The organism is Sulfitobacter sp. 1A12056 (assembly GCF_043558125.1).
GTDB classification, from domain to species: Bacteria; Pseudomonadota; Alphaproteobacteria; order Rhodobacterales; family Rhodobacteraceae; genus Sulfitobacter; species Sulfitobacter faviae.
This window is the reverse complement of the sequence record NZ_JBIFFY010000004.1, coordinates 221,762-240,778: the sequence shown is the minus strand read 5'-3', so window position 1 is coordinate 240,778 and position 19,017 is coordinate 221,762. Positions and strand designations below refer to the sequence as shown.

Sequence of the window (19,017 nt, the reverse complement as noted above, 5' to 3'; positions counted from 1 at the left end):
AACCATGTTTCGTAGAACCATCCTGAGCACCGTCGCGGCCGCCGCACTGGCCGCCATCGCCTTACCGCTTGCCGCCCAAGACACGCTGCGCATCGGCGTCGAGGGGGCCTACCCTCCGTTCTCCTCCAAAGAGTCCGATGGCACGCTGGTGGGCTTTGACATCGACATTGCCAAAGCGCTCTGCGTCGAAATGCAGCGCGAATGCGAGCTGGTCGAGCAGGAGTGGGACGGCATGATCCCGGCCCTGAAGGCGCGCAAGTTTGATGCCATCGTCGCCTCCATGTCGATCACCGAAGAGCGCAAGCGCCAGATCGATTTCTCCGAAAAATACTACCAGACCCCGGCGCGACTGGTTGCCCCGAAGGATGCCGGTTTCGAAGGCACTCCCGATGGACTGGCCGGCAAGCGCATCGGTGTCCAGCGCGGTGCCACTCACCAGTGCTACGCCGAGAAGATGTTCCCCGAGGCCGAGATCGTGCTCTATGGCTCTCAGGACGAAGTGTTTCGTGACTTGGCGCTTGGCCGGGTGGATGCACAGCTGTCCGACAGTCTTATCGCGCAGGAAAGCTTCCTGAGTTCCGATGAAGGCTCGGACTACGCCTTTCTCGGCGGCGATCACACCGATGTCGACTGCTACGGTGAAGGCGTTGGCATCGCCGTGCGCAAGGGTGAGGATAAGCTGCGTGAAGACTTCAGCGAGGCCATCACTGCGCTCCGCGAGAACGGCACCTATGCCGAGATAAACGACAAATACTTCCCCTTCGACATCTACGGCGGTCGCCCTGAAGGGCAATGACCTGAAGAACAAGCTTTGCTTTGGGGCGGCAGAGCGCCGCCCTGATGATCCAACGGAGGACACGCGATGAACCTGCTCTTGGACTACCAAGACCAATTGATCGACGGCACGATCATGACCATCAAGCTGGCGTTGACATCGCTGGTGATCGCGCTGATCTTCGGCCTGCTGGGCGCTTGGGCAAAACTCTCATCCAATCGCGCGGCGCAGCGGCTGGCCGGCGCCTATACGACCGTCGTGCGCGGCGTGCCCGATCTGGTGCTGATCTTGCTGGTGTTCTTCGGCGGACAGGTGACCCTTAACAATCTCGGCGCGGCAACCGGGATTTGGGGCTATGTGGAGGTCAGCCAGTTCGCGGCTGGTGCGGGCACCATCGGGGTGATCTTCGGCGCCTATTTCACCGAAACGTTTCGCGGCGCCATCATGGCCATTCCCCGTGGCCAGATCGAGGCGGGGATCAGCTGCGGAATGCGCAGATCGCTGATTTTTCGCCATATCATCTGGCCCCAGATGATCCGCTTTGCACTGCCGGGCTTCACCAACAACTGGTTGGTGCAGCTCAAGACCACGGCGCTGGTGTCGGTCATCGGGCTTCAGGATCTGGTTTACAATGCCTTCACCGCCGGCCGCTCGACCGGCCAGCTTTTCACCTTCATGGCGGCGGCCTTTGTTATCTATCTGCTGCTGACCGGCGTCTCCGATTTAGCTCTGCGCGCGCTGGAGCGTCATTACAACCGTGGCGTGGTGAGGGCGTGATCATGGAAACTGTGCTGACCTATATTCCACTCGATGTTGCCCTCATTGCTGCTAACTTCGACCGCTTCCTCTATGGCGTCTGGGTGACGCTCAATCTGACCTTCTTGTCGCTTGTGCTGGGTGGACTGTTGTCGATCCCTATGGCGATTGCCCGCGCTTCAGGGCATGCGGTCCTTAACCCGCTCGTCCAAGGTTACACCTATGTATTCAGAGGCACGCCGCTTCTGGTGCAGACCTATCTCATATACTACGGCGTCGGGCAGTTCGAGGTGATCCGCCAGAGCTTTCTCTGGGACCCCATCCTGTCGTCGGCTTGGTGGTGCGCACTCATCGCCTTCACGCTCAACACTGCTGCTTACACGACCGAGCTACTGCGCGGCGCCATCGCAGATACGCCCAAGGGCGAGGTCGAGGCAGCCATCGCCACGGGGCATTCCTATCGTTCGCGCATGCGTCGTATCATTCTGCCCTCGGCCTTTCGCCGCGCGATCCCGGCTTATTCAAACGAGGTCATCTTCATGCTGCACGGATCGGTCATTGCCAGCACGATCACGCTTCAAGACATCCTCGGCGTCGGGCGCTGGCTTAACGGGCGCTATTATCTCGCCTACGAAGGCTTCATCACCGCCGCTGTGCTTTATTTCCTGATCGTTCTTTGCATCACATGGATCTTCCGCAGCATCGAACGCCGCTATCTGCGCCATCTAACCCGCCGCGCGACGACTGCTTCATCCGATGCGGTCGCCCTTCCTACAGCTGAAAGAATATGACCATGATCGAACGCCACCAGACCAATCAGCGCATGAGTAGAATCGTCAAGCACAATGGGGTCGTCTATCTCTGCGGACAGGTCGGCGATGGTGCCACCGTTGCCGAGCAGACCGAAGATTGCCTTGGCCGCGTCGATAGGTTGCTCCGCGAAGCAGGTTCTTCGCGTGAGCATATATTGCAGGCGATCGTCTGGCTGGCCGACATGGCTGACTTCGACGAAATGAACGCCGTTTGGGATGCTTGGGTGCCACGAGGATCTGCCCCGGCGCGCGCATGCGGCGAAGCCAAGCTGGCCGATGCAGACCTTAGGGTCGAGATAATCGTCACCGCCGCGGTGATTGAGTCATGACAAGTTTGCATTGTGACATACGCCACGTGCTGCACTAAGAGCCTATATCTAAACAAACTGATACTTGACTAATTGCCAAAGAGCGAACTTGCGGTCGCAGCGAACGACCGCTTTCCGCCGTTCACTTCGGCAAAGTTCATACTCAATCCTCAAATATCTGCGCAATGATTAGAATTTCGGCTGGTGTCACATCGCCGATGACGATGTACGGTCCAAATTCATCCATGCTCAATTCAATTCGGACCCGAAGGGCAGTTGATATCTTTCGCAGCACCGAGTGCTTAGCGTGAAGCTTCAGCCGCGGAGGCGGCCCGCCAGCAACTCGGCTCCGGACATCGTGGTCGTTCATGCCTAGCCTAAGATTTTCCGAACGACTATACGCTGATCCTGACGTGGCCTTCAATCTTCCCGATCCGAGCCTCAGACTCCTGTGAGGTGCTGATCGGGCACCCGCCACCAAGTAGGAGGCTTGGTGTTGCCCACAGGAAGCCAGAATACCTTTAGTAGCTTTCGCAACGTGGCGCGACGATGCCTTAACAGCCTTACAAGGAAATGGTTCAGTTCCAGTTGGATTGAAGGGTGAAGCTTGGGTTCGCGAGTGCAACCCGTGGTGAACAGTATAGTGCATAAAGCACCTCCTTTAGAAAGATTGATTTGAGCTGGGTGTTGTAGCGAATGAGGTTTCTGCCAGCACTCAATGTAATGGAGGCCGGTTGATCGCCTGTTCGACAGAATCCACCATTCTTGCAACTGATCGTAGGCTTATAAGATGCGGAGCTCTGATCGCCTCGATAACCTCCTTCACAGCATCAACAGCTTCGGCAGGTAGGTCTCGTTCGGCGCCCAACCGATCCGCAAATCCAAGCAGATGCTTCACTGAAAGCGACGGGAACTTTAAAGGCGGACAGCGGCTGAGAAACGGTGCTGGCAACCCCTCCACGCTGTTTGCAGTCATGATCCATGTAATCCAGGACATATCAAAGGAGACGCGGAAATATGGGCACGGCCATTGCACGGCGGTAGAGCGCTCCAGAAATGGCAAGAGGCCTTCGGATAAATCAAACCGCTGCCCTCGCAGCGACTCGACCGTACCAGCCTTCTCAACCTCATCGACGACAATGACAGGGTTCGCGACACCGCTGGCTATGATGGATTCCAAAGGCTTTCCCGGCCCGGCGGATCCCCAACCACGCTGGGACCCAGTGACTGAGAATGAAGCGGGTTCAGCGGTAGCTTCAATAACGGACGTCGGCACCATCAGATGCTGCGCTAACGACCGAGCCCAATAGGTTTTCCCAATACCGGGTGGCCCCACTAAGAGCAGAGGTCTCAAACGCGGTGCTAGATCACCGTTGCGCACCGAGGCGCGCATATCCTGCCAAATCGTCTCTGTTGCAGCTGCCATCCAAGGCATTTCGGAATGGATGGCGGAAGCAATTTCGTCTGCACGGTGTTCGGTTTCGACTGAAATAAGCTCTACGCCGTGGCGGAATACTTCCAACCTCTGACGGTCTTTGTCGGTTAGATGATCCATGCCGGATCTACGAAAAACCGCATCTTTGTAGGCGACTACCTTCCGTCGGATATTTATCCGATCTCGATCAGAAACATGATCGTCTCCTTCGAGTTTGCCTCTCTTCTTCCGCAAATTGATCAGGTGACGTTTTAGGCGGGCTTCGATGTCAAAAACTGACGGAGCATCGGGATCAGGGAATCTGACACCGGCAAATCTGATACGGGGCATTTGATGTCCTCTCTAGGTCGGTTCGCCGATAAGTCAGCGACCAACATTCGACAGCGATGGGCTGCCTTGGGTTAAACGAGAAGATCCGGATCTCTGAGAACGTTATGAGAACATAAACTCATCCACGTCAACCACGGCACCCAAGATGCGATGCATCAACAAAAGATGCCGACCCTCTCGGGCCGGCATTTCAAGACATTATAAATTTCAGTAGGTTAGCTAGGAGTGGAAGAAATAGTGTGAGAAAGTGGAAGGCAATTCGGTCAAAATGGCTCTGAATTGCCTGTCATTCCATCAGCAACTGGACTAAGCCATCTAACCACTACACTTACTATGCCCGCAGCTCCCGCAGGTCATGCAGCCCTCGACCATCCGCATGTCGAACTGACCGCAAGACGGGCAGGATTTGCCGCGCGGGGCGTCGAGGCCGACGACCTTCGCCTGCGGGTCGGTCTTCAGACCCATGCCCTCGCCAGCGATGAAGCCGGTGGCGATCATGTGGCGCTCGATCACGCCGCCGATGGCCGCGAGGATCGAGGGGATGTATTTACCCTGCATCCAAGCCCCGCCGCGCGGGTCGAAGACGGCTTTCAGCTCTTCCACCACGAAGGACACGTCGCCGCCGCGGCGGAACACGGCCGAGACCATGCGCGTCAGCGCCACGGTCCAGGCGAAATGCTCCATGTTCTTGGAGTTGATGAAGACCTCAAAGGGGCGACGATGGCCGTTCAGCACGATGTCGTTGATGGTGATGTAGAGCGCGTGCTCGCTATCGGGCCATTTGACCTTGTAGGTGTTGCCCTCCAACTCGGCGGGGCGGTCCAGCGGGTCGGACATATAGACGATCTCGCCGCCTTCGCTGACCTGATCAGGGCTGTCGGCGGGGGCCTTGTCGCTCTTCTCGGAAGAGACGCTCAGAACCGAACCGGTCACGTCGTTGGGGCGATAGGTGGTGCAGCCTTTGCAGCCTGTGTCCCACGCCTGCATGTAGACGTCCTTAAAGGCATCAAAAGAGATGTCCTCGGGGCAGTTGATGGTCTTGGAGATCGAACTGTCGATCCACTTCTGCGCTGCGGCCTGCATCTTGACGTGATCGGCGGGCGGCAGGGTCTGGGCGTTGACGAAATAGTCGGGCAGCGGTGCATCGCCCTTCAGCTCGCGCCACATCTGCACGGCGTAGTCGACGACCTCTTCCTCGGTCCGGCTGCCGTCTTTTTGCAGCACCTTGCGGGTGTAGGCATAGGCAAAGACCGGCTCGATCCCCGAAGACACGTTGCCCGCGTAGAGGCTGATCGTCCCGGTCGGCGCGATGGAGGTCAAAAGCGCGTTGCGGATACCGTGTTCGCGGATCGCTTCGCGCACGTCATCGTCCATCTGCTGCATGGTGCCGGAGGCGAGGAATTTCTCAGCATCGAACAGCGGGAAGGCCCCCTTCTCTTTCGCCAGGTCCACGCTCGCCAGATAGGAGGCGCGGGCGATGGCTTTGAGCCATGCCTCGGTCTGCGCCGCCGCCTCATCAGAGCCATAGCGCAGGCCGACCATCAACAGCGCATCGGCAAGGCCGGTGACACCCAGACCGATGCGGCGCTTGTTCTGCGCCTCGGCAGCCTGTTCGGGCAGCGGGAAGTTCGACACATCGACCACATTGTCCATCATGCGAACGGCGGTGGCGACCAACTCGCTCATCGCGTTTTGGTCGAGATGGGCGTCGTCCTCGAAAGGCTGGGCAACCAGACGGGCAAGGTTGATCGAGCCCAGAAGGCAGGCGCCATAGGGCGGCAGCGGCTGCTCACCACAGGGGTTGGTGGCGGCGATGGTCTCGCAATAGTTCAGGTTGTTCGCGGCGTTGATGCGGTCGATGAAGATCACGCCCGGCTCGGCGTAATCATAGGTCGCCTGCATGATCTTGTTCCACAGATCGCGCGCCTGCACGGTCTTGTAGACCTTGTCGCCAAAGACGAGGTCCCAAGACCCGTCGGCCTTCACGGCCTCCATGAAGGGGTCGGTGACCAGCACGGACATGTTGAACATGCGCAGGCGCGCGGGGTCGGACTTGGCGGCGATGAAATCCTCCACATCCGGATGGTCGCAACGCATGGTCGCCATCATCGCGCCGCGGCGCGAGCCTGCGGACATGATGGTGCGGCACATGGCGTCCCAGACGTCCATGAAGGACAGCGGGCCGGAGGCATCCGCCGAGACGCCCAGCACATCCGCGCCGCGCGGGCGGATGGTGGAGAAGTCATAGCCGATTCCCCCGCCCTGCTGCATGGTCAGCGCGGCCTCTTTCAGCATGTCGAAGATGCCGGACATGCTGTCGGGCACGGTGCCCATGACGAAGCAGTTGAACAGCGTCACGCGGCGCGCGGTGCCGGCGCCTGCGGTGATGCGGCCCGCGGGGAGGTATTTGAAATCCTCCAGCGCGTTGAAAAACTTGTCTTCCCAAACGTCCGCCTTCGATTCGACCTGCGCGAGGTCGCGGGCGATGCGGCGCCATGTGTCCTCCACCGTGACGTCCTTCGGGGTGCCATCGGCCCCTTTAAAACGGTATTTCATATCCCAGATTTGTTCGGCGATCGGGGCGGTAAAGCGGGACATGGGGTAACTCCTGAGGTCAGTGGCAGGGGCTCTTATTAACTAGGCTCCGCCTGAGAGAAAACCGGAAAATTACCCTCCATCATACAAGAATTTGCATGTGATTGAAATCCAACTACCTTATATGGCGTGGACCAAAGGAATCGCTGGGGGGCGATGTGACCGGTAAAACGAACCTAATAAAGCTTTCGGTCGGCACCGAAGGCGTCGAAAGCCTTGCCAAATGGCAGGCGCGCAAGGACGTGCGCACGCATGACGGGCTGCCGCGCCATGTGACCCGCATGTGGCCCAAGCGCGAGGCCGAAATTCTCAACGGCGGCTCGATCTACTGGGTCATCAAGGGCGTGATCCAAGCCCGCCAGCGCATCGTCCGGCTGGAAGAGGTCACCCGCGCCGACGGCATCCGCCGCTGCGCCATCGTGCTCGACCCCGAGATCATCCGCACCCAGAACAGCCTGCGCCGGGCCTTCCAAGGCTGGCGCTACCTCAAGCCCGAGGACGCGCCGCCCGACCTGCCCGAGGGCCGCGAGGCCGAGGCGGAACTGCCCGTGGAATTAAACCGCGCACTGGCCGAGATCGGCGTGCTCTGAGCTTCAGTCGGCGTAGAGCCCCTCGATCTGATCCCCATAGAGTTCGTAGACCTTGGCCCGGCGCACCTTCATCGTCGCGGTCACCTCGCCGTCGTCGTGGTCAAGCTCCTTGCGCATCAGCCAGACCTTCTTGACCTGCTCGACCCGCGCCAAATCGCGGTTTTGCTTGGCCACCTCCGCGTCGATCAATTCCTGCACCTTGGGGTGCTCGGCCAGCGAGCGGAAAGTGGTATAGGCGATCCCCTGCCCCTCGGCCCAGAGCCGGACCGTGTCCATGTCGATCTGCACCAGTGCTGTCACATAGGGCCGCTTGTCGGCCACGGCGACCACCTCCTTGATGAAGGGGCTGGCCTTGATGACATTCTCGATATGCGCAGGCGCGAGGTTCTTGCCCGCCGCGTTGATCATGATGTCCTTCTTGCGGTCGATCAGCGTGATCGAACCGTCGGCTTCCTCGCGGCCCACGTCGCCGGTGTGCAGCCAGCCGTCACGGAGCGTCTCGGCGGTGGCCTTGGGGTTCTTGTAATAGCCCTTGAAGATGGTCCCGCCCGAGAACAGCACCTCGCCATCCTCAGCGATCTTGGTGCGCACCCCGCTGACCGGAAAGCCGATGCGCCCGTCGCATTGGCCCCATGAGCGCTGGATCGTGCCCACGCCCGAGGTTTCGGACATGCCCCAAGCCTCGCGGATATTCACGCCGATGCCGCGCATGAAACCTAAGAGCTCGGCGCTGATCGGCGCGGCGGCGGAGATCGCGAAACTGGTCCGACCGAGGCCGAGATAGCTGCGGATATGACGGTAGATCAGCGCGTCCCAAAAGGCGTGGGCTAACCGGTCCCCGGCGCTCCATTTGTCGCGTCGGATCATGCCGCGCCGCTGCGCGCCCTTCAGCGCCATCAGCGTCATCGGCCCCTTGATCTTACCTGCGGTCTGCGCCTGCACCAGGACGCCCGCCTGCATCTTCTCCCAGATCCGCGGCACGCCGAAGAAGACCTGCGGCGCGATCTCCCGCAGGTCGAGCGTGATGGTCCGAAGGCTCTCGCCGAAGTTCATCACGAATTGCTGCGCCAATCCGTTGATCACCGTCACCGCCTGTTCCGCGATGTGGCACAACGGCAGGTAGCTCAGCACATCCGTCCCGGGCGGGTAGTCCCCGAAAACATCCCGCGCCACACCCACGCCCGCGTGGATGTTGCCATAGGAAATCTCCGCCGCCTTGGGCAGGCCGGTGGAGCCCGAGGTAAAGACCATCATCGCCGTGTCGTCGGGCTCGATCCCCGCTTGCCGCGCCCGCAGGTCGTCGGCGAGACCCGATAGCCGCGCCCGGCCCCGCTCAAGCAGGTCGTCGAAACTGATCAGCCCCAGCAGATCCTCGCCCCGCGTGCCCTTGGGGTTGAAGATCACCAACTGCCGCAGCTGCGGCACCCGGTCACCCAACTCCTTGATCTTGTCGAGCTGTTCCTGATCCTCGATGAAGAGCACCGTGCTGTCCGAGGCGTTGATCAGATGCTCCAGTTCCGCCGCCGGGCTGGTGGGATACATGCCCACGACCACGCCCGCCGCCGCGTTGATGCCGAACTGCGCCTGCACCCATTCGCTGCGGTTCTCGCTCAGGATGCCGACATGATCGCCCGCCTTCAGACCCAGATCGACAAGCCCCGCGGCGGCGGCCTGCATGATCTCCTGCAGCCCGGCCCAGGTGATCTCGTTCCAGATGCCGAATTCCTTTTGCCGCATGGCCACGCCCGTGGGGCGGTTCTGGGCATGGTTGTGCACCATGCGCACCAGCGGCGCGAAATCGCCCTTGAACTCGTCGAATGCCATCTCGGGCCTCCTTAGCTGAGCCAGCGTTTGCGGCGCTTGTAGTGTTTCACGTCACGGAAGGACTGCCGCGCACCGCCCTCTTCGCCCATGCCGAGGTAGAAAGACTGGATGTCCTTGTCGCCGCGCAGTTTTTCGACATCGCCCTCCATCACGATCTGGCCGCTTTCCATGATGTAGCCGTAGTCGGCGACCGAAAACGCCACGCCCGCGTTCTGCTCCACCAGCAGGATCGCGGTGCCGTCCTCTTGGTTCAGCCGCTTGATCGTGTCGAAAATCTCAGCCACCACCTTGGGGGCAAGGCCGAGCGACGGCTCGTCCATCAGGATCAACTCGGGCCGCGCAATCATCGCCCGGCCAAAGGCCAGCATCTGCTGCTCACCGCCTGAAAGATAGCCCGCGATCTGCCGCCGCCGCTCCTTCAGCCGCGGGAAAAACGCATAGACCTTGTCGTAATCGGGTTTCGCCTGCCGCCGGTCCAATGCGTATGAGGCGGCGATCAGATTGTCCTCCACCGTCATCTCGCTGAAGATCCGCCGCCCCTCGCGCACGTGGAACAACCCCTGCTGCACCAATCGGTCCGGCTGGATCGACATGATCGACTGCCCCTTGAAGGAAATCCGCCCCTCGCCGACCTCGCCGTTCTCAAGCGCCAGCAGGTTGCTCGCCGCCTTCAGCGTCGTGGTCTTGCCCGCGCCATTGGTGCCCAAAAGCGTGACGATCTTGCCGTCCGGCACCTCAAGCGACAGCCCGCGCAGCGCCTGCACCGTGTGGTGATACGTCACTTCGATGTTCTCGATGGTCAGCACCGCGGGCCCTCTCTCTTTTTGGCCAAAAAATACTTCGGGGGTCCGGGGGCAGCGCCCCCGAACCTCCTTCGTTTACACCGTGAACCAGTCCGATTTCGGCGTGAACAGCCCGTCCTCGGGGTTGTAGCCATAGACACGGCCGGTCCCGATGGCGTTGTTCTCCATGCTCACCGGCCCGCCAAAGAAGCCGCCCGAATCCCAGTTTGAGATGCCCGAGAGCTTCTCGGCGATATTGTCCGGCGTCAGTTCCAGCCCGGCCTCGGCGGTGTCGCGGAAGGCCTTCATGGCGATTTCCAGCCCGCACATGGTCTGGATCGCCCAAGTCGACATGTAGTTCTCCAGAGGCGTGCCCGCGAACATTTGCTTGCTGAGTTCGGCGTACTGCTGGTAGCGCGGCGCGTCTTCGCGGTCGTAGAAATAGCGGTAAGGCATGACGCCTTCGTAGCCCGCAAGGAAGGGCCCGGCCTCGGCGGTGATGCGGTCGGCGATGAGCTTCTCCATACCCCAGAAGGTGCCCTTGAACTTGACCGGCAGGCCAAATTGCCGCGCGCCGCCGATGAGCTGCGGCCAGACGCCGGTGACATAGCCCTGCAGGATGCAGTGATCCGCGCCGGATTGCGCCAGCTTGGTGACATGGGTGGGAATGTCCGCGCCCTCGGCCTTGGTGCTTTCCTCCAGCACGACCTCGAGGCCAAGCTCCTCGGCGGTCTTGCGGCCGTGTTCGATCGGATCGCGCCCGAACTCGGTGTTGGAGAAGATGAAGGCCACCTTCTGCCCGCCCTCGTTCTTGATGTTCTGCAGCAGGATGTCGAACTGGCTCTGATAGGTCGGCCCCGAGAGATACTGGTAGGGGTGGGTCGCCGGGTCGGCCAGTTCCGAGGCGAAGGACGTGGAGCCCATGATCCGCGCATTCTCGCCCTTCAACTCGGGCGCGATCAGCTTCATCGCGCCGGTGCTGTCGGCGAAATAGCCAATCATGTTCTTGCCTTCCGAGGCCAGCGCGCGCTGGTAGTTATTGAGCGCGTTCTGCGGCACATAGCCGGAATCCTCGGTGACGAAGCGAATGGGCACGCCCGCCACGCCGCCCTCATCGTTAAACAGTTTCGCGGCCATAGCGAAGGCGGGCGCGACGAGTTGCCCCGCCGTGGCGAAGGGCCCGGTGAGCGGCAGCGAGGCGCCGAGCACGTATTCCTTGGGCTGGGCGCGCAGGATCATCGGCGTGCCGATGGCCGCCGTCGCGGCAGCCGTGGTGGCGAGGAAGGATCGGCGGTTCATGGTCATCTGTCTTCTCCCTGATGTGGCCTTTTGATTACCCGCGCGCAAACGGCCAACGGTTTGTGGCGCGCAGGATGCGGTCGACGATCTGGTTGATGCCCAGGGGCTCCTTGAGCAGGAACAACACCAGCAGGACGCCGAAGGCGATCTGCTGAAGGGGCGCGCGCAGCTGCCCCGCCCCGGCGCTGTCCCCGGCGAGCGCGCCGAAGAGCACCTTGATCACCTCGGGCACCATGACGACGATGATAACGCCGAAGACCGGCCCCATCGTGCGCCCCATGCCCCCGATGATCAGCGCCGCCACGAGGTTGAGCGAGAGCGCCAGTTCGAACTGCTCGGGCAGGATACGGGCGTAGAAATAGGCGAAAAGCGCCCCGGCGAGGCCACAGTAGGCCGCCGAGAGAGCAAAGCTCATCAACTTGTAGCGCAGAAGCGAGATGCCGAGGATCTCGGCGGAATAGTCCCGGTCGCGGATCGCGATGAAGGCGCGCCCCACCCGGGTGCGGATGAGGTTCTGCGCCGCCAGCAGCGAGATCAGCCCCACCACGGCGATCAGCCCGAACATCTCGCGCTTGGTGTCGAGCTCCCATCCCAGCAGGTTGGGCACATTGGTGTTAAGCCCAACCATGCCGCCGGTCCATGGCGCGAAGAGGTCTTCCTCGATTAGAAAGATCACGATGAAATTCGCCGCCAGCGTCGCCACGGCGAGGTAAAGCCCCTTGACCCGCAGGCTCGGCAGGCCGACCAGCACGCCCACGGCTGCCGCCAGCGCTACAGCCAAGGGCACCGAGACAAAGGGCATCAGCCCCGCCGGGATCACCCCCGCCCCGAGGTTGCCGAAGATCGTCACCGCATAGGCGCCGATGGCGACGAAGGCGCCATGGCCCAGCGACACCAGACCGGTATAGCCCGTGAGGATGTTGATCCCCACCACGGCGATCAGCAGGATGCCCATCTGGCTCGCGATCAGAATGAGGTAGTCGTTGCCGAACAGCGTGAACAGCACAAGCGCGAGGATCGAGCCGTAGACGAAGGCCTGTTTGTAGCGGTTGTTCAGCACCCGCTCGTCGGCGGCATAGCTGGACTTCAGATTGGCGTTGATCATATCCGCTCGACCTCCTTTTGCCCCATCAGCCCGTGCGGGCGCCAGATCAGCACCACCAGCACGGTGACGTAAGGCACGATCTCGGCCCAGCCGCCGCCCATCTGCCACTGGGTCATCGCCTCCAGCACGCCCACCACCATCGCCGCGATCAGCACGCCCACGTAGCTATCCAGCCCGCCCATCAGCACGATCGCCAGAACCGAGAAGCCAAAAAGCCCGAGGCTCGGCGAGATGCCGTTACGCGTGGCGAGGATCGCGCCCGCGATGGCGCCGGTGGTGCTGGCCAGCACCCAGGCGCGCGAAAAGACCTTGGGCACCCAGATGCCCATGGAATAGGCGGTGGACTGGTCCTCGGCGGTGGCGCGGATGGCGATGCCGCCCTTGGTGAACTTCACGAAGGCGACGATGCCACCAAACAGCAGCAGCGCCACGGCCATATTCACCAGATCGGTACCGAAGAGGAAAATCATCGTGCCGAACAGTTCGAACCGGATCGGCATGTTAGGCGCGATATAGGGCACGCTTGCGGCATCCGCCGTCCAGATCAACTGCGCCGCGCCCGACAGGATTGAGATTAGACCGACCGTCACCATGATCATGGCAAAGATCGACTGCCCCATCAGCGGGCGCATCAACACGCGTTCGATCACCCGACCGAGGATCGCGTTGCAGACCAGCGCCCCCGCCAGTCCCAGCAGAATGCGCGGCAGGTTCGCCACCCAGTCGAGCACCGCCGCCACGGGTGAGAACATCGGCAAATCGCCCCGCATCTCGACCATCCAGCCGGGCTGCCATGAGGCCAGCCAGCCGGGCGCCCAAGGCTGGCCGGGGACGATCACGGCGAAGGTGAAATAGAAATAGGCCCCGAACATGATCAGGTAGCCATGGGCGAAATTCACCACCTTGGTGGCCTTGTAGACGCTCACGATGCCCACGGCGATCAGCGCGTAGATCGCCCCGGCCATCAGCCCGTTGATCGCGAATTGCACGAACTGCCCCATCAAAGCGCCTCCCTTTCCTTACCCTCGGAATTTTTCAAAAATTCCGGCCCGATTTCTTTAAAAGAAATCGGCGTCATGCCGCGGCCCCCAGATAGGCTTCGATCACCGCCGGGTTGTTGGAGACCTCCTCAGGCGTGCCGCTGGCGATCTGCTGGCCGAAGTTCAGCACAACGATGCGGCTACAGATGTCCATCACCATATGCATGTCATGTTCCACCAGCAGGATCGTGGTGCCGAACTGCTCCTGCACATCGAGGATGAAACGCGCCATGTCGGCGGTCTCTTCGCGGTTCATACCGGCCACCGGCTCGTCCAGCAGCAACACGCGCGGGCGCATCGCCAGCGCGCGGCCCAGTTCGACCCGCTTTTGCAGACCATAGGGCAGCATGGTGATGGGATATTTGCGGATGTGGTCGATCTCGAGAAAGTCGATCACCTGCTCCTCGATCTCGCGGCGCAGTTCCAGCTCGGCCTTCTGCGCCGCGCCGAAATAGCGCAGCGCCTGCCAGACATTGGTCTTGAGCCGCGTGTGCCCGCCGAGTTTGATATTGTCGAGCACTGTCATGCCGCGAAACAGCGCGATGTTCTGAAAAGTCCGTGCGAGGCCAAGGCCCGCGCGCTTGTCGGGGCTGAGCGTTGTGATATCCTGACCCTCAAAGGACACGCTGCCCCGGTCAGGCCTATAAAACCCTGAAATCGCATTGAAAAGTGAGGTTTTGCCCGCGCCGTTGGGGCCGATCACCCCGGTGATCTCTCCGGCTTTGGCTTCGAAATTCACCCCCTGCAGCGCCTTGATGCCGCCAAAGGACAGATGCAAATCTTTAACCCTCAGCAATCGCTCACTCCCATGCGGCGACGGCTGCGGCCCCCCGCAAGGGGCGCGTGACATCCGATCATCGACGGATCCTCCCTATGTCCCGACCCCTGCCCCTTTTGGCGGTGCTTGTGGTATCGGCCTGTTGACCCTTTCACCCTATCCGAAGCGCGGCATCTCGCAAGTCTTTCGATAAGACGCGCGGCAAAGCGCCCCCGCGCCGGGAGCGGCTCGGAAGGTGCAATGCCATGGAAGGCAAGGGAAAAACCCGGGGCTGTGACGCTACGTCAGGTCAGCTGTGCGATCAGGGTTTTCAGCGCTTTGCGGCTGTGATCCTCCAGGGGCGCCATGCGCGAGCGCCATAGCGTCGCCTGCGATTGCAGGATCAAACCGTCGCTGAGGATCTTCAGGTGATTGGCGCGCAGGGTTTCCCCGCTGGAGGTGATATCGGCGATGGCCTCCGCGGTCTCGTTCAGCACCGTGCCCTCGGTCGCGCCTTGGCTGTCGACCAGCGCGTAGTCGGCCACGCCATGGGTGCGCAGGAATTCCCGTACCAGCCGGTGATACTTGGTGGCAATGCGCAGACGGAAGCCATGTTCGGCGCGGAAGGCGGCGGCGGCGGCGTCGAGATCATCCAGCGTGTCGACATCGACCCAAGCCTGCGGCACGGCAATGATCAGGTCGGCATGGCCGAAGTTCAACTCTTCCAGCGGCTCGACCAGCTGATCCCAAAGCGCCAGCTTCTCTTGCACCAGATCGGTGCCAGTCACGCCAAGGTGGATCCGCCCCGCCGAGAGTTCGCGCGGGATTTCACCCGCCGAAAGCAGCACGAGCGAGACATCCTCGATCCCCTCGACCTTGCCCGCATATTCGCGGTCGGACCCGGTGCGTTGCAGGCTGACGCCCCGCGCGCCGAACCATTCAAAGGTCTTCTCCATCAGCCGCCCCTTGGACGGCACACCCAGTTTCAGCGTCATTGCCCGGCCTCCAGTTCCAGCATCAGGCCGGGGCGCATCACGCCGCCCACCGCCGGGATTTCATCGCCCTGCCCCAGTCGCCGGGTCAGCGCGTCATAGCGCCCGCCGGTGGCGATGCTGGGCAAATCGGGCCGTGAGGCCGCGCGGAAAGCAAAGACGAAACCGTCGTAATATTCCATCGATGACCGGCCATGGCTGGCCTCAAAGAGCAGCGCGTCGGTGTCGATCCCGCGGGTGCGCATCGCATCGGCGCGGGCCGCAACACGGGCCACAGCATCGCCGATGGCGGGCATGTCCACGGCCAGATCGCGCAGGCGGCTCAGCGCGTTCGGCAGGGTTTCCTTGACCTCCAACAGCGCTTCGAAAAGGTCGACCTGCTGCGCGGAGATCGGCGGCGTCTGCGCATCCTCGCGCAGGGCCGCGACGCGGGCTTCGATCTCGGCGCGGGAGCGCAGCCCCACCATCGGCGCGTCGCATGTCACCTCGGCCTCGGCCAGCAGCGCCTTGCGCCCCGCGGGCACCGGGCTGCGCCCGGCATAACGGTCAAGCAGCGCGCGAAAACGGCGCGGGCGCCAGATGTGACGCATCAACGCCTGTTTGCGCGCGGGCGATGTGCCCAAGCCCTGCACCGCCGCCATCAGCACGCCGATGTCGCCGGTCACCGGGCGCACCGGCAGCCCCTGCATCGCCTCGGCGATCAGGGCGAAAACCTCGGCATCCGCCGCCGCCGGATCGGCGCGGTCGAAAACCTCGAAACCCACTTGAATATACTCATTGGCGCGGTTCGGGTCGTGCTCCTGACGGCGGAAAACCTCGCCTGAATAGGTATAGCGCGCGGGCTCGGCCCCATGGGCCATATGCATCTGCACCACGGGCACGGTGAAATCGGGGCGCAGCATCTGCTCCCCGCGCAGCGCGTCCGAGGTGACATAGGCGCGCGCGCGGATATCCTCGCCATAGAGGTCCAGCAGCGTGTCCGCCGGTTGCAAGATCGGCGGTTCGACCAGAACGGCGCCCTGCCCCTCGAAGATCGCGCGCAGGGAGGCCGCGCGCGCCAGTGTTTCGGAACGTGTGGGCATCAGCTTGTCCGATCCAAAATATCGCGCACCGCTTTGATCAGATCGCCGCGTGGCACCTCATATTGGTTGGGGCGCTCTTTCCACTCGTCATGGCTGGCCTCTTGCGCCAGTTGCGCGCCCAGCACCATGTCCTTGATCTGCACCACGCCGCGGTCCTTCTCGTCACCGCCTTCGATGACGACCACGGGGCTTTGCCGCTTGTCGGCGTATTTCATTTGGTTGCCGAAGTTCTTCGGATTGCCCAGATAAACCTCCGCCCGGATGCCCGCCTGCCGCAGCTCGGCCACCATGGCCTGATAATCGGCCATGCGGTCGCGGTCCATCACGGTAACGACGACGGGGCCTGTCGCTTCGGCCTCAAGCCGCCCCTTGGCGGCCAGCGCGGCGAGAAGACGGTCAACACCGATGGAGACGCCGGTCGCTGGCACTTCCTGCCCGGTGAAACGCTTCACCAGATCGTCATAGCGTCCGCCGCCGGCGACCGAGCCGAAGTTCCGCGCGCGGCCCTTCTCGTCTTTGATCTCGAAGGTCAGTTCGGCCTCGAAGACCGGGCCGGTGTAATAGCCAAGGCCGCGCACGACCGAGGGGTCGATCTCCACCCGGTCGGGGCCATAGCCGCCCGCTGCCAACAGGTCCGAGATGAGTTGCAACTCATCCACGCCCTGCACGCCGACCTCGGAGCCTGCCACCAAGTCGCGCAGCCGCGCCACGGTCTCGGCCCCGGTCTCGCGCTTGGCCTGCATGAAGCCCATCACGACTTCGGCCTGCGCCTCGCCCAGCCCTGCACCTTTGGTGAAATCGCCGCTCTCGTCCTTGCGCCCTTCACCCAAAAGCGCGCGCACGCCCTCCGGCCCCAGCCGGTCGAGCTTGTCGATGGCGCGCAGCACGATACCGCGCTCGGCTTCCTTGTCGTCGCCCGAAAGCCCGGCCACTTCGAGCACGCCGTTGAGCACCTTGCGGTTGTTGACGCGCACCACATAATCGCCGCGTGCGATCCCGACCTCTTCGAGACAATCGGCCAGCATCGCGCAGATCTCCGCATCCGCCGCCACCGAAGGCGCGCCCACGGTATCGGCGTCACACTGGTAGAACTGCCGGAACCGCCCCGGCCCGGGCTTCTCGTTGCGCCAGACCGGGCCCATCGCGTAGCGCCGATAGGGCATCGGCAACTCATTGCGGTGCTGGGCATAGACCCGCGCCAAGGGCGCGGTCAGGTCATAGCGCAGCGCAAGCCAGTCACCGGGCTTGTCACCTTCGGCATCCTCTTGCCAAGCAAAGACACCCTCGTTCGGGCGGTCCACATCGGGCAGGAACTTGCCAAGCGCCTCGACCGTCTCCACGCCCGAGCTTTCCAGCGCGTCGAAACCATAGCGGTGATAGACGGCGGCGATCTTGTTCAGCATCTCGGCCCGATGGGTCACCTCGGTCCCGAAATAATCGCGGAACCCTTTCGGGGTTTGCGCCTTGGGACGGGGGGTTTTCTTGGGCTTTGCCATGGCAAGGATCCTCGGTGCATCAGTTGGCCTCGCGTCTAGCCCAAGCCCCCCGCAAGAGCAAGTAACGCGGCATCCCGCCCCTGTCCCGCGCCGCCGGTCCGTGCTAGATCGCGCAAAAAGGATGCGCGCCATGACTGACCAAAGCCCTGATCACACCCCAGACCAAACAGCCGAGCATATCAGCCGCCTTGAAGAGCAGATCGCCCATCTGACCCGCGCGGTCGACGATATGTCAGAGATTGTCACCCGTCAGGAGGCCGAGATCGTCACCCTGAACCGCCGCGTCCATATGCTAATGCAGCGCGAAGGAGAGCGGGACGCCTCGGGCGGTGGCGCGGTGCTTTTGGGCGATGAGCGCCCCCCGCATTACTGAACGACAGCGCCGCGCACCCGTCAATTGGCTGATTTCATTGCCACGGCGGCGACGGCCCCGTCATGCACCAGCACTTCGGACCAGCGCGCGGTCTGGCCCAAACGCTCATAGGCGCTGACGAAAAAGGTGGTCTTGTCGAGTTTGCCGATCTGCCGCCCGCAGGGTTTCCCGCGCCCCGCACCGCAGACGCGGGCCTTGATCGCCTCATAGGCCGCGTCGGTCTCGGCGGTGGGCAGGTTCTCTCCCCCCGGGCCGTAGTGCAGTTGTTCATAGACCGAAGGTTTGCCGAACAGCACATTGGCCGCCGTCAACTGACGCGCGCAATCATCCGCAAAGCCGGTGATGTAGAAACTGCGCGCCCCGGCGCTGCCGGGCTGCGAATCGAACAACCGGTAGCCCCGCGCCGCAGGTTCCTCGACCAGTTGCCCCAATTCGCTCAGATCCAGATCGCAGACACGGGCCACCTCGCCAAACGGCAGTACGGTGCCGAATGAAACCTCGGAGACCTGCGGGTTCGGCGCTGAGGGAGCCATGGCGCAGGCGGAGAGCAACGTCCCCATAATCAAAAGGCCGATGCGTCGTTTCATGCTCTGCTCCCCATAGCTTGGCAGGCAGGTAGCGCAGCCACCCGCCGCCGTCCACTGGATGCGGCAACGCGGGAGGCCG

General features: G+C 62.3%; 18 protein-coding genes. 6 read left to right on the top strand and 12 right to left on the bottom strand.

All coding sequences use genetic code 11. The annotated features are described in order from the left end of the window. Window positions 1-4 precede the first annotated feature (4 nt). The 4 genes from ACGYLD_RS10855 (at window position 5) to ACGYLD_RS10840 (ending at window position 2,672) form a co-directional block, all read left to right on the top strand. Window positions 5-796 carry an ABC transporter substrate-binding protein gene (locus ACGYLD_RS10855; protein ID WP_394402531.1) on the top strand — a complete coding sequence of 264 codons (792 nt, stop codon included), beginning with the start codon at window positions 5-7 and terminating at the stop codon, window positions 794-796. 66 nt (window positions 797-862) lie between these two features. Next, the gene (locus ACGYLD_RS10850) at window positions 863-1,552 is read left to right on the top strand and encodes an ABC transporter permease (protein WP_276155385.1); all 690 of its coding nucleotides are present in this window, start codon (window positions 863-865) and stop codon (window positions 1,550-1,552) included. A 2-nt stretch (window positions 1,553-1,554) separates the two neighbouring features. Further along, window positions 1,555-2,322 (top strand): ABC transporter permease, encoded by a 768-nt coding sequence (locus ACGYLD_RS10845; RefSeq protein ID WP_173487995.1) that lies wholly within the window; start codon window positions 1,555-1,557, stop codon window positions 2,320-2,322. Between the two features lie 2 nt (window positions 2,323-2,324). Continuing rightward, window positions 2,325-2,672 (top strand): RidA family protein, encoded by a 348-nt coding sequence (locus ACGYLD_RS10840; RefSeq protein ID WP_276155386.1) that lies wholly within the window; start codon window positions 2,325-2,327, stop codon window positions 2,670-2,672. A gap of 694 nt (window positions 2,673-3,366) precedes the next feature. Here ACGYLD_RS10840 and ACGYLD_RS10835 read toward each other — a convergent pair. Then, on the bottom strand, window positions 3,367-4,416 hold the full coding sequence (locus ACGYLD_RS10835; protein ID WP_394402528.1) for an AAA family ATPase: 1,050 nt from the start codon (window positions 4,414-4,416) through the stop codon (window positions 3,367-3,369). A 315-nt stretch (window positions 4,417-4,731) separates the two neighbouring features. After that, a complete protein-coding gene (locus tag ACGYLD_RS10830; RefSeq protein WP_276154091.1) occupies window positions 4,732-7,014 on the bottom strand; it encodes an adenosylcobalamin-dependent ribonucleoside-diphosphate reductase in 2,283 nt (760 codons plus the stop codon). A gap of 155 nt (window positions 7,015-7,169) precedes the next feature. On the opposite strand from ACGYLD_RS10830, the gene ACGYLD_RS10825 reads away from it, so the two are divergent. Then, window positions 7,170-7,601: a DUF1489 family protein gene (locus tag ACGYLD_RS10825; RefSeq protein ID WP_271692180.1), complete on the top strand. Its 432-nt coding sequence runs from the start codon at window positions 7,170-7,172 to the stop codon at window positions 7,599-7,601. Between the two features lie 3 nt (window positions 7,602-7,604). On the opposite strand, the gene ACGYLD_RS10820 is transcribed toward ACGYLD_RS10825, so the two are convergent. From ACGYLD_RS10820 to hisS, 9 genes are all read right to left on the bottom strand, one after another. Continuing rightward, a complete protein-coding gene (locus ACGYLD_RS10820) occupies window positions 7,605-9,425 on the bottom strand; it encodes a long-chain fatty acid--CoA ligase (RefSeq protein WP_271692181.1) in 1,821 nt (606 codons plus the stop codon). An 11-nt stretch (window positions 9,426-9,436) separates the two neighbouring features. Then, window positions 9,437-10,231, bottom strand: a complete 795-nt coding sequence (locus tag ACGYLD_RS10815) for an ABC transporter ATP-binding protein (RefSeq protein ID WP_271692182.1) — start codon at window positions 10,229-10,231, stop codon at window positions 9,437-9,439. Between the two features lie 72 nt (window positions 10,232-10,303). After that, on the bottom strand, window positions 10,304-11,512 hold the full coding sequence (locus ACGYLD_RS10810; RefSeq protein ID WP_271692183.1) for an ABC transporter substrate-binding protein: 1,209 nt from the start codon (window positions 11,510-11,512) through the stop codon (window positions 10,304-10,306). A 28-nt stretch (window positions 11,513-11,540) separates the two neighbouring features. Then, window positions 11,541-12,611: a branched-chain amino acid ABC transporter permease gene (locus ACGYLD_RS10805; protein WP_271692184.1), complete on the bottom strand. Its 1,071-nt coding sequence runs from the start codon at window positions 12,609-12,611 to the stop codon at window positions 11,541-11,543. Further along, window positions 12,608-13,612, bottom strand: coding sequence for a branched-chain amino acid ABC transporter permease (locus ACGYLD_RS10800; protein ID WP_394402525.1), 1,005 nt, complete (start codon window positions 13,610-13,612; stop codon window positions 12,608-12,610). Before ACGYLD_RS10800 ends, ACGYLD_RS10805 begins: the two co-directional genes overlap by 4 nt. Window positions 13,613-13,685: 73 nt before the next feature. Then, window positions 13,686-14,501: an ABC transporter ATP-binding protein gene (locus ACGYLD_RS10795; protein ID WP_394402523.1), complete on the bottom strand. Its 816-nt coding sequence runs from the start codon at window positions 14,499-14,501 to the stop codon at window positions 13,686-13,688. A 212-nt stretch (window positions 14,502-14,713) separates the two neighbouring features. Next, window positions 14,714-15,403: an ATP phosphoribosyltransferase gene (gene hisG, locus ACGYLD_RS10790; RefSeq protein ID WP_067624598.1), complete on the bottom strand. Its 690-nt coding sequence runs from the start codon at window positions 15,401-15,403 to the stop codon at window positions 14,714-14,716. Next, a complete protein-coding gene (locus tag ACGYLD_RS10785; RefSeq protein ID WP_394402521.1) occupies window positions 15,400-16,482 on the bottom strand; it encodes an ATP phosphoribosyltransferase regulatory subunit in 1,083 nt (360 codons plus the stop codon). Before ACGYLD_RS10785 ends, hisG begins: the two co-directional genes overlap by 4 nt. Further along, window positions 16,482-17,978 carry a histidine--tRNA ligase gene (gene hisS, locus ACGYLD_RS10780; protein WP_271692189.1) on the bottom strand — a complete coding sequence of 499 codons (1,497 nt, stop codon included), beginning with the start codon at window positions 17,976-17,978 and terminating at the stop codon, window positions 16,482-16,484. The genes ACGYLD_RS10785 and hisS overlap by 1 nt, the downstream gene beginning before the upstream one ends. A gap of 178 nt (window positions 17,979-18,156) precedes the next feature. Here hisS and ACGYLD_RS10775 point away from each other — a divergent pair, with 178 nt between their 5' ends. After that, window positions 18,157-18,351, top strand: a complete 195-nt coding sequence (locus ACGYLD_RS10775; RefSeq protein WP_082851915.1) for a SlyX family protein — start codon at window positions 18,157-18,159, stop codon at window positions 18,349-18,351. A 20-nt stretch (window positions 18,352-18,371) separates the two neighbouring features. Here ACGYLD_RS10775 and ACGYLD_RS10770 read toward each other — a convergent pair whose 3' ends face one another. Beyond that, window positions 18,372-18,938 (bottom strand): hypothetical protein, encoded by a 567-nt coding sequence (locus ACGYLD_RS10770; protein ID WP_271692190.1) that lies wholly within the window; start codon window positions 18,936-18,938, stop codon window positions 18,372-18,374. Window positions 18,939-19,017: the final 79 nt, after the last annotated feature.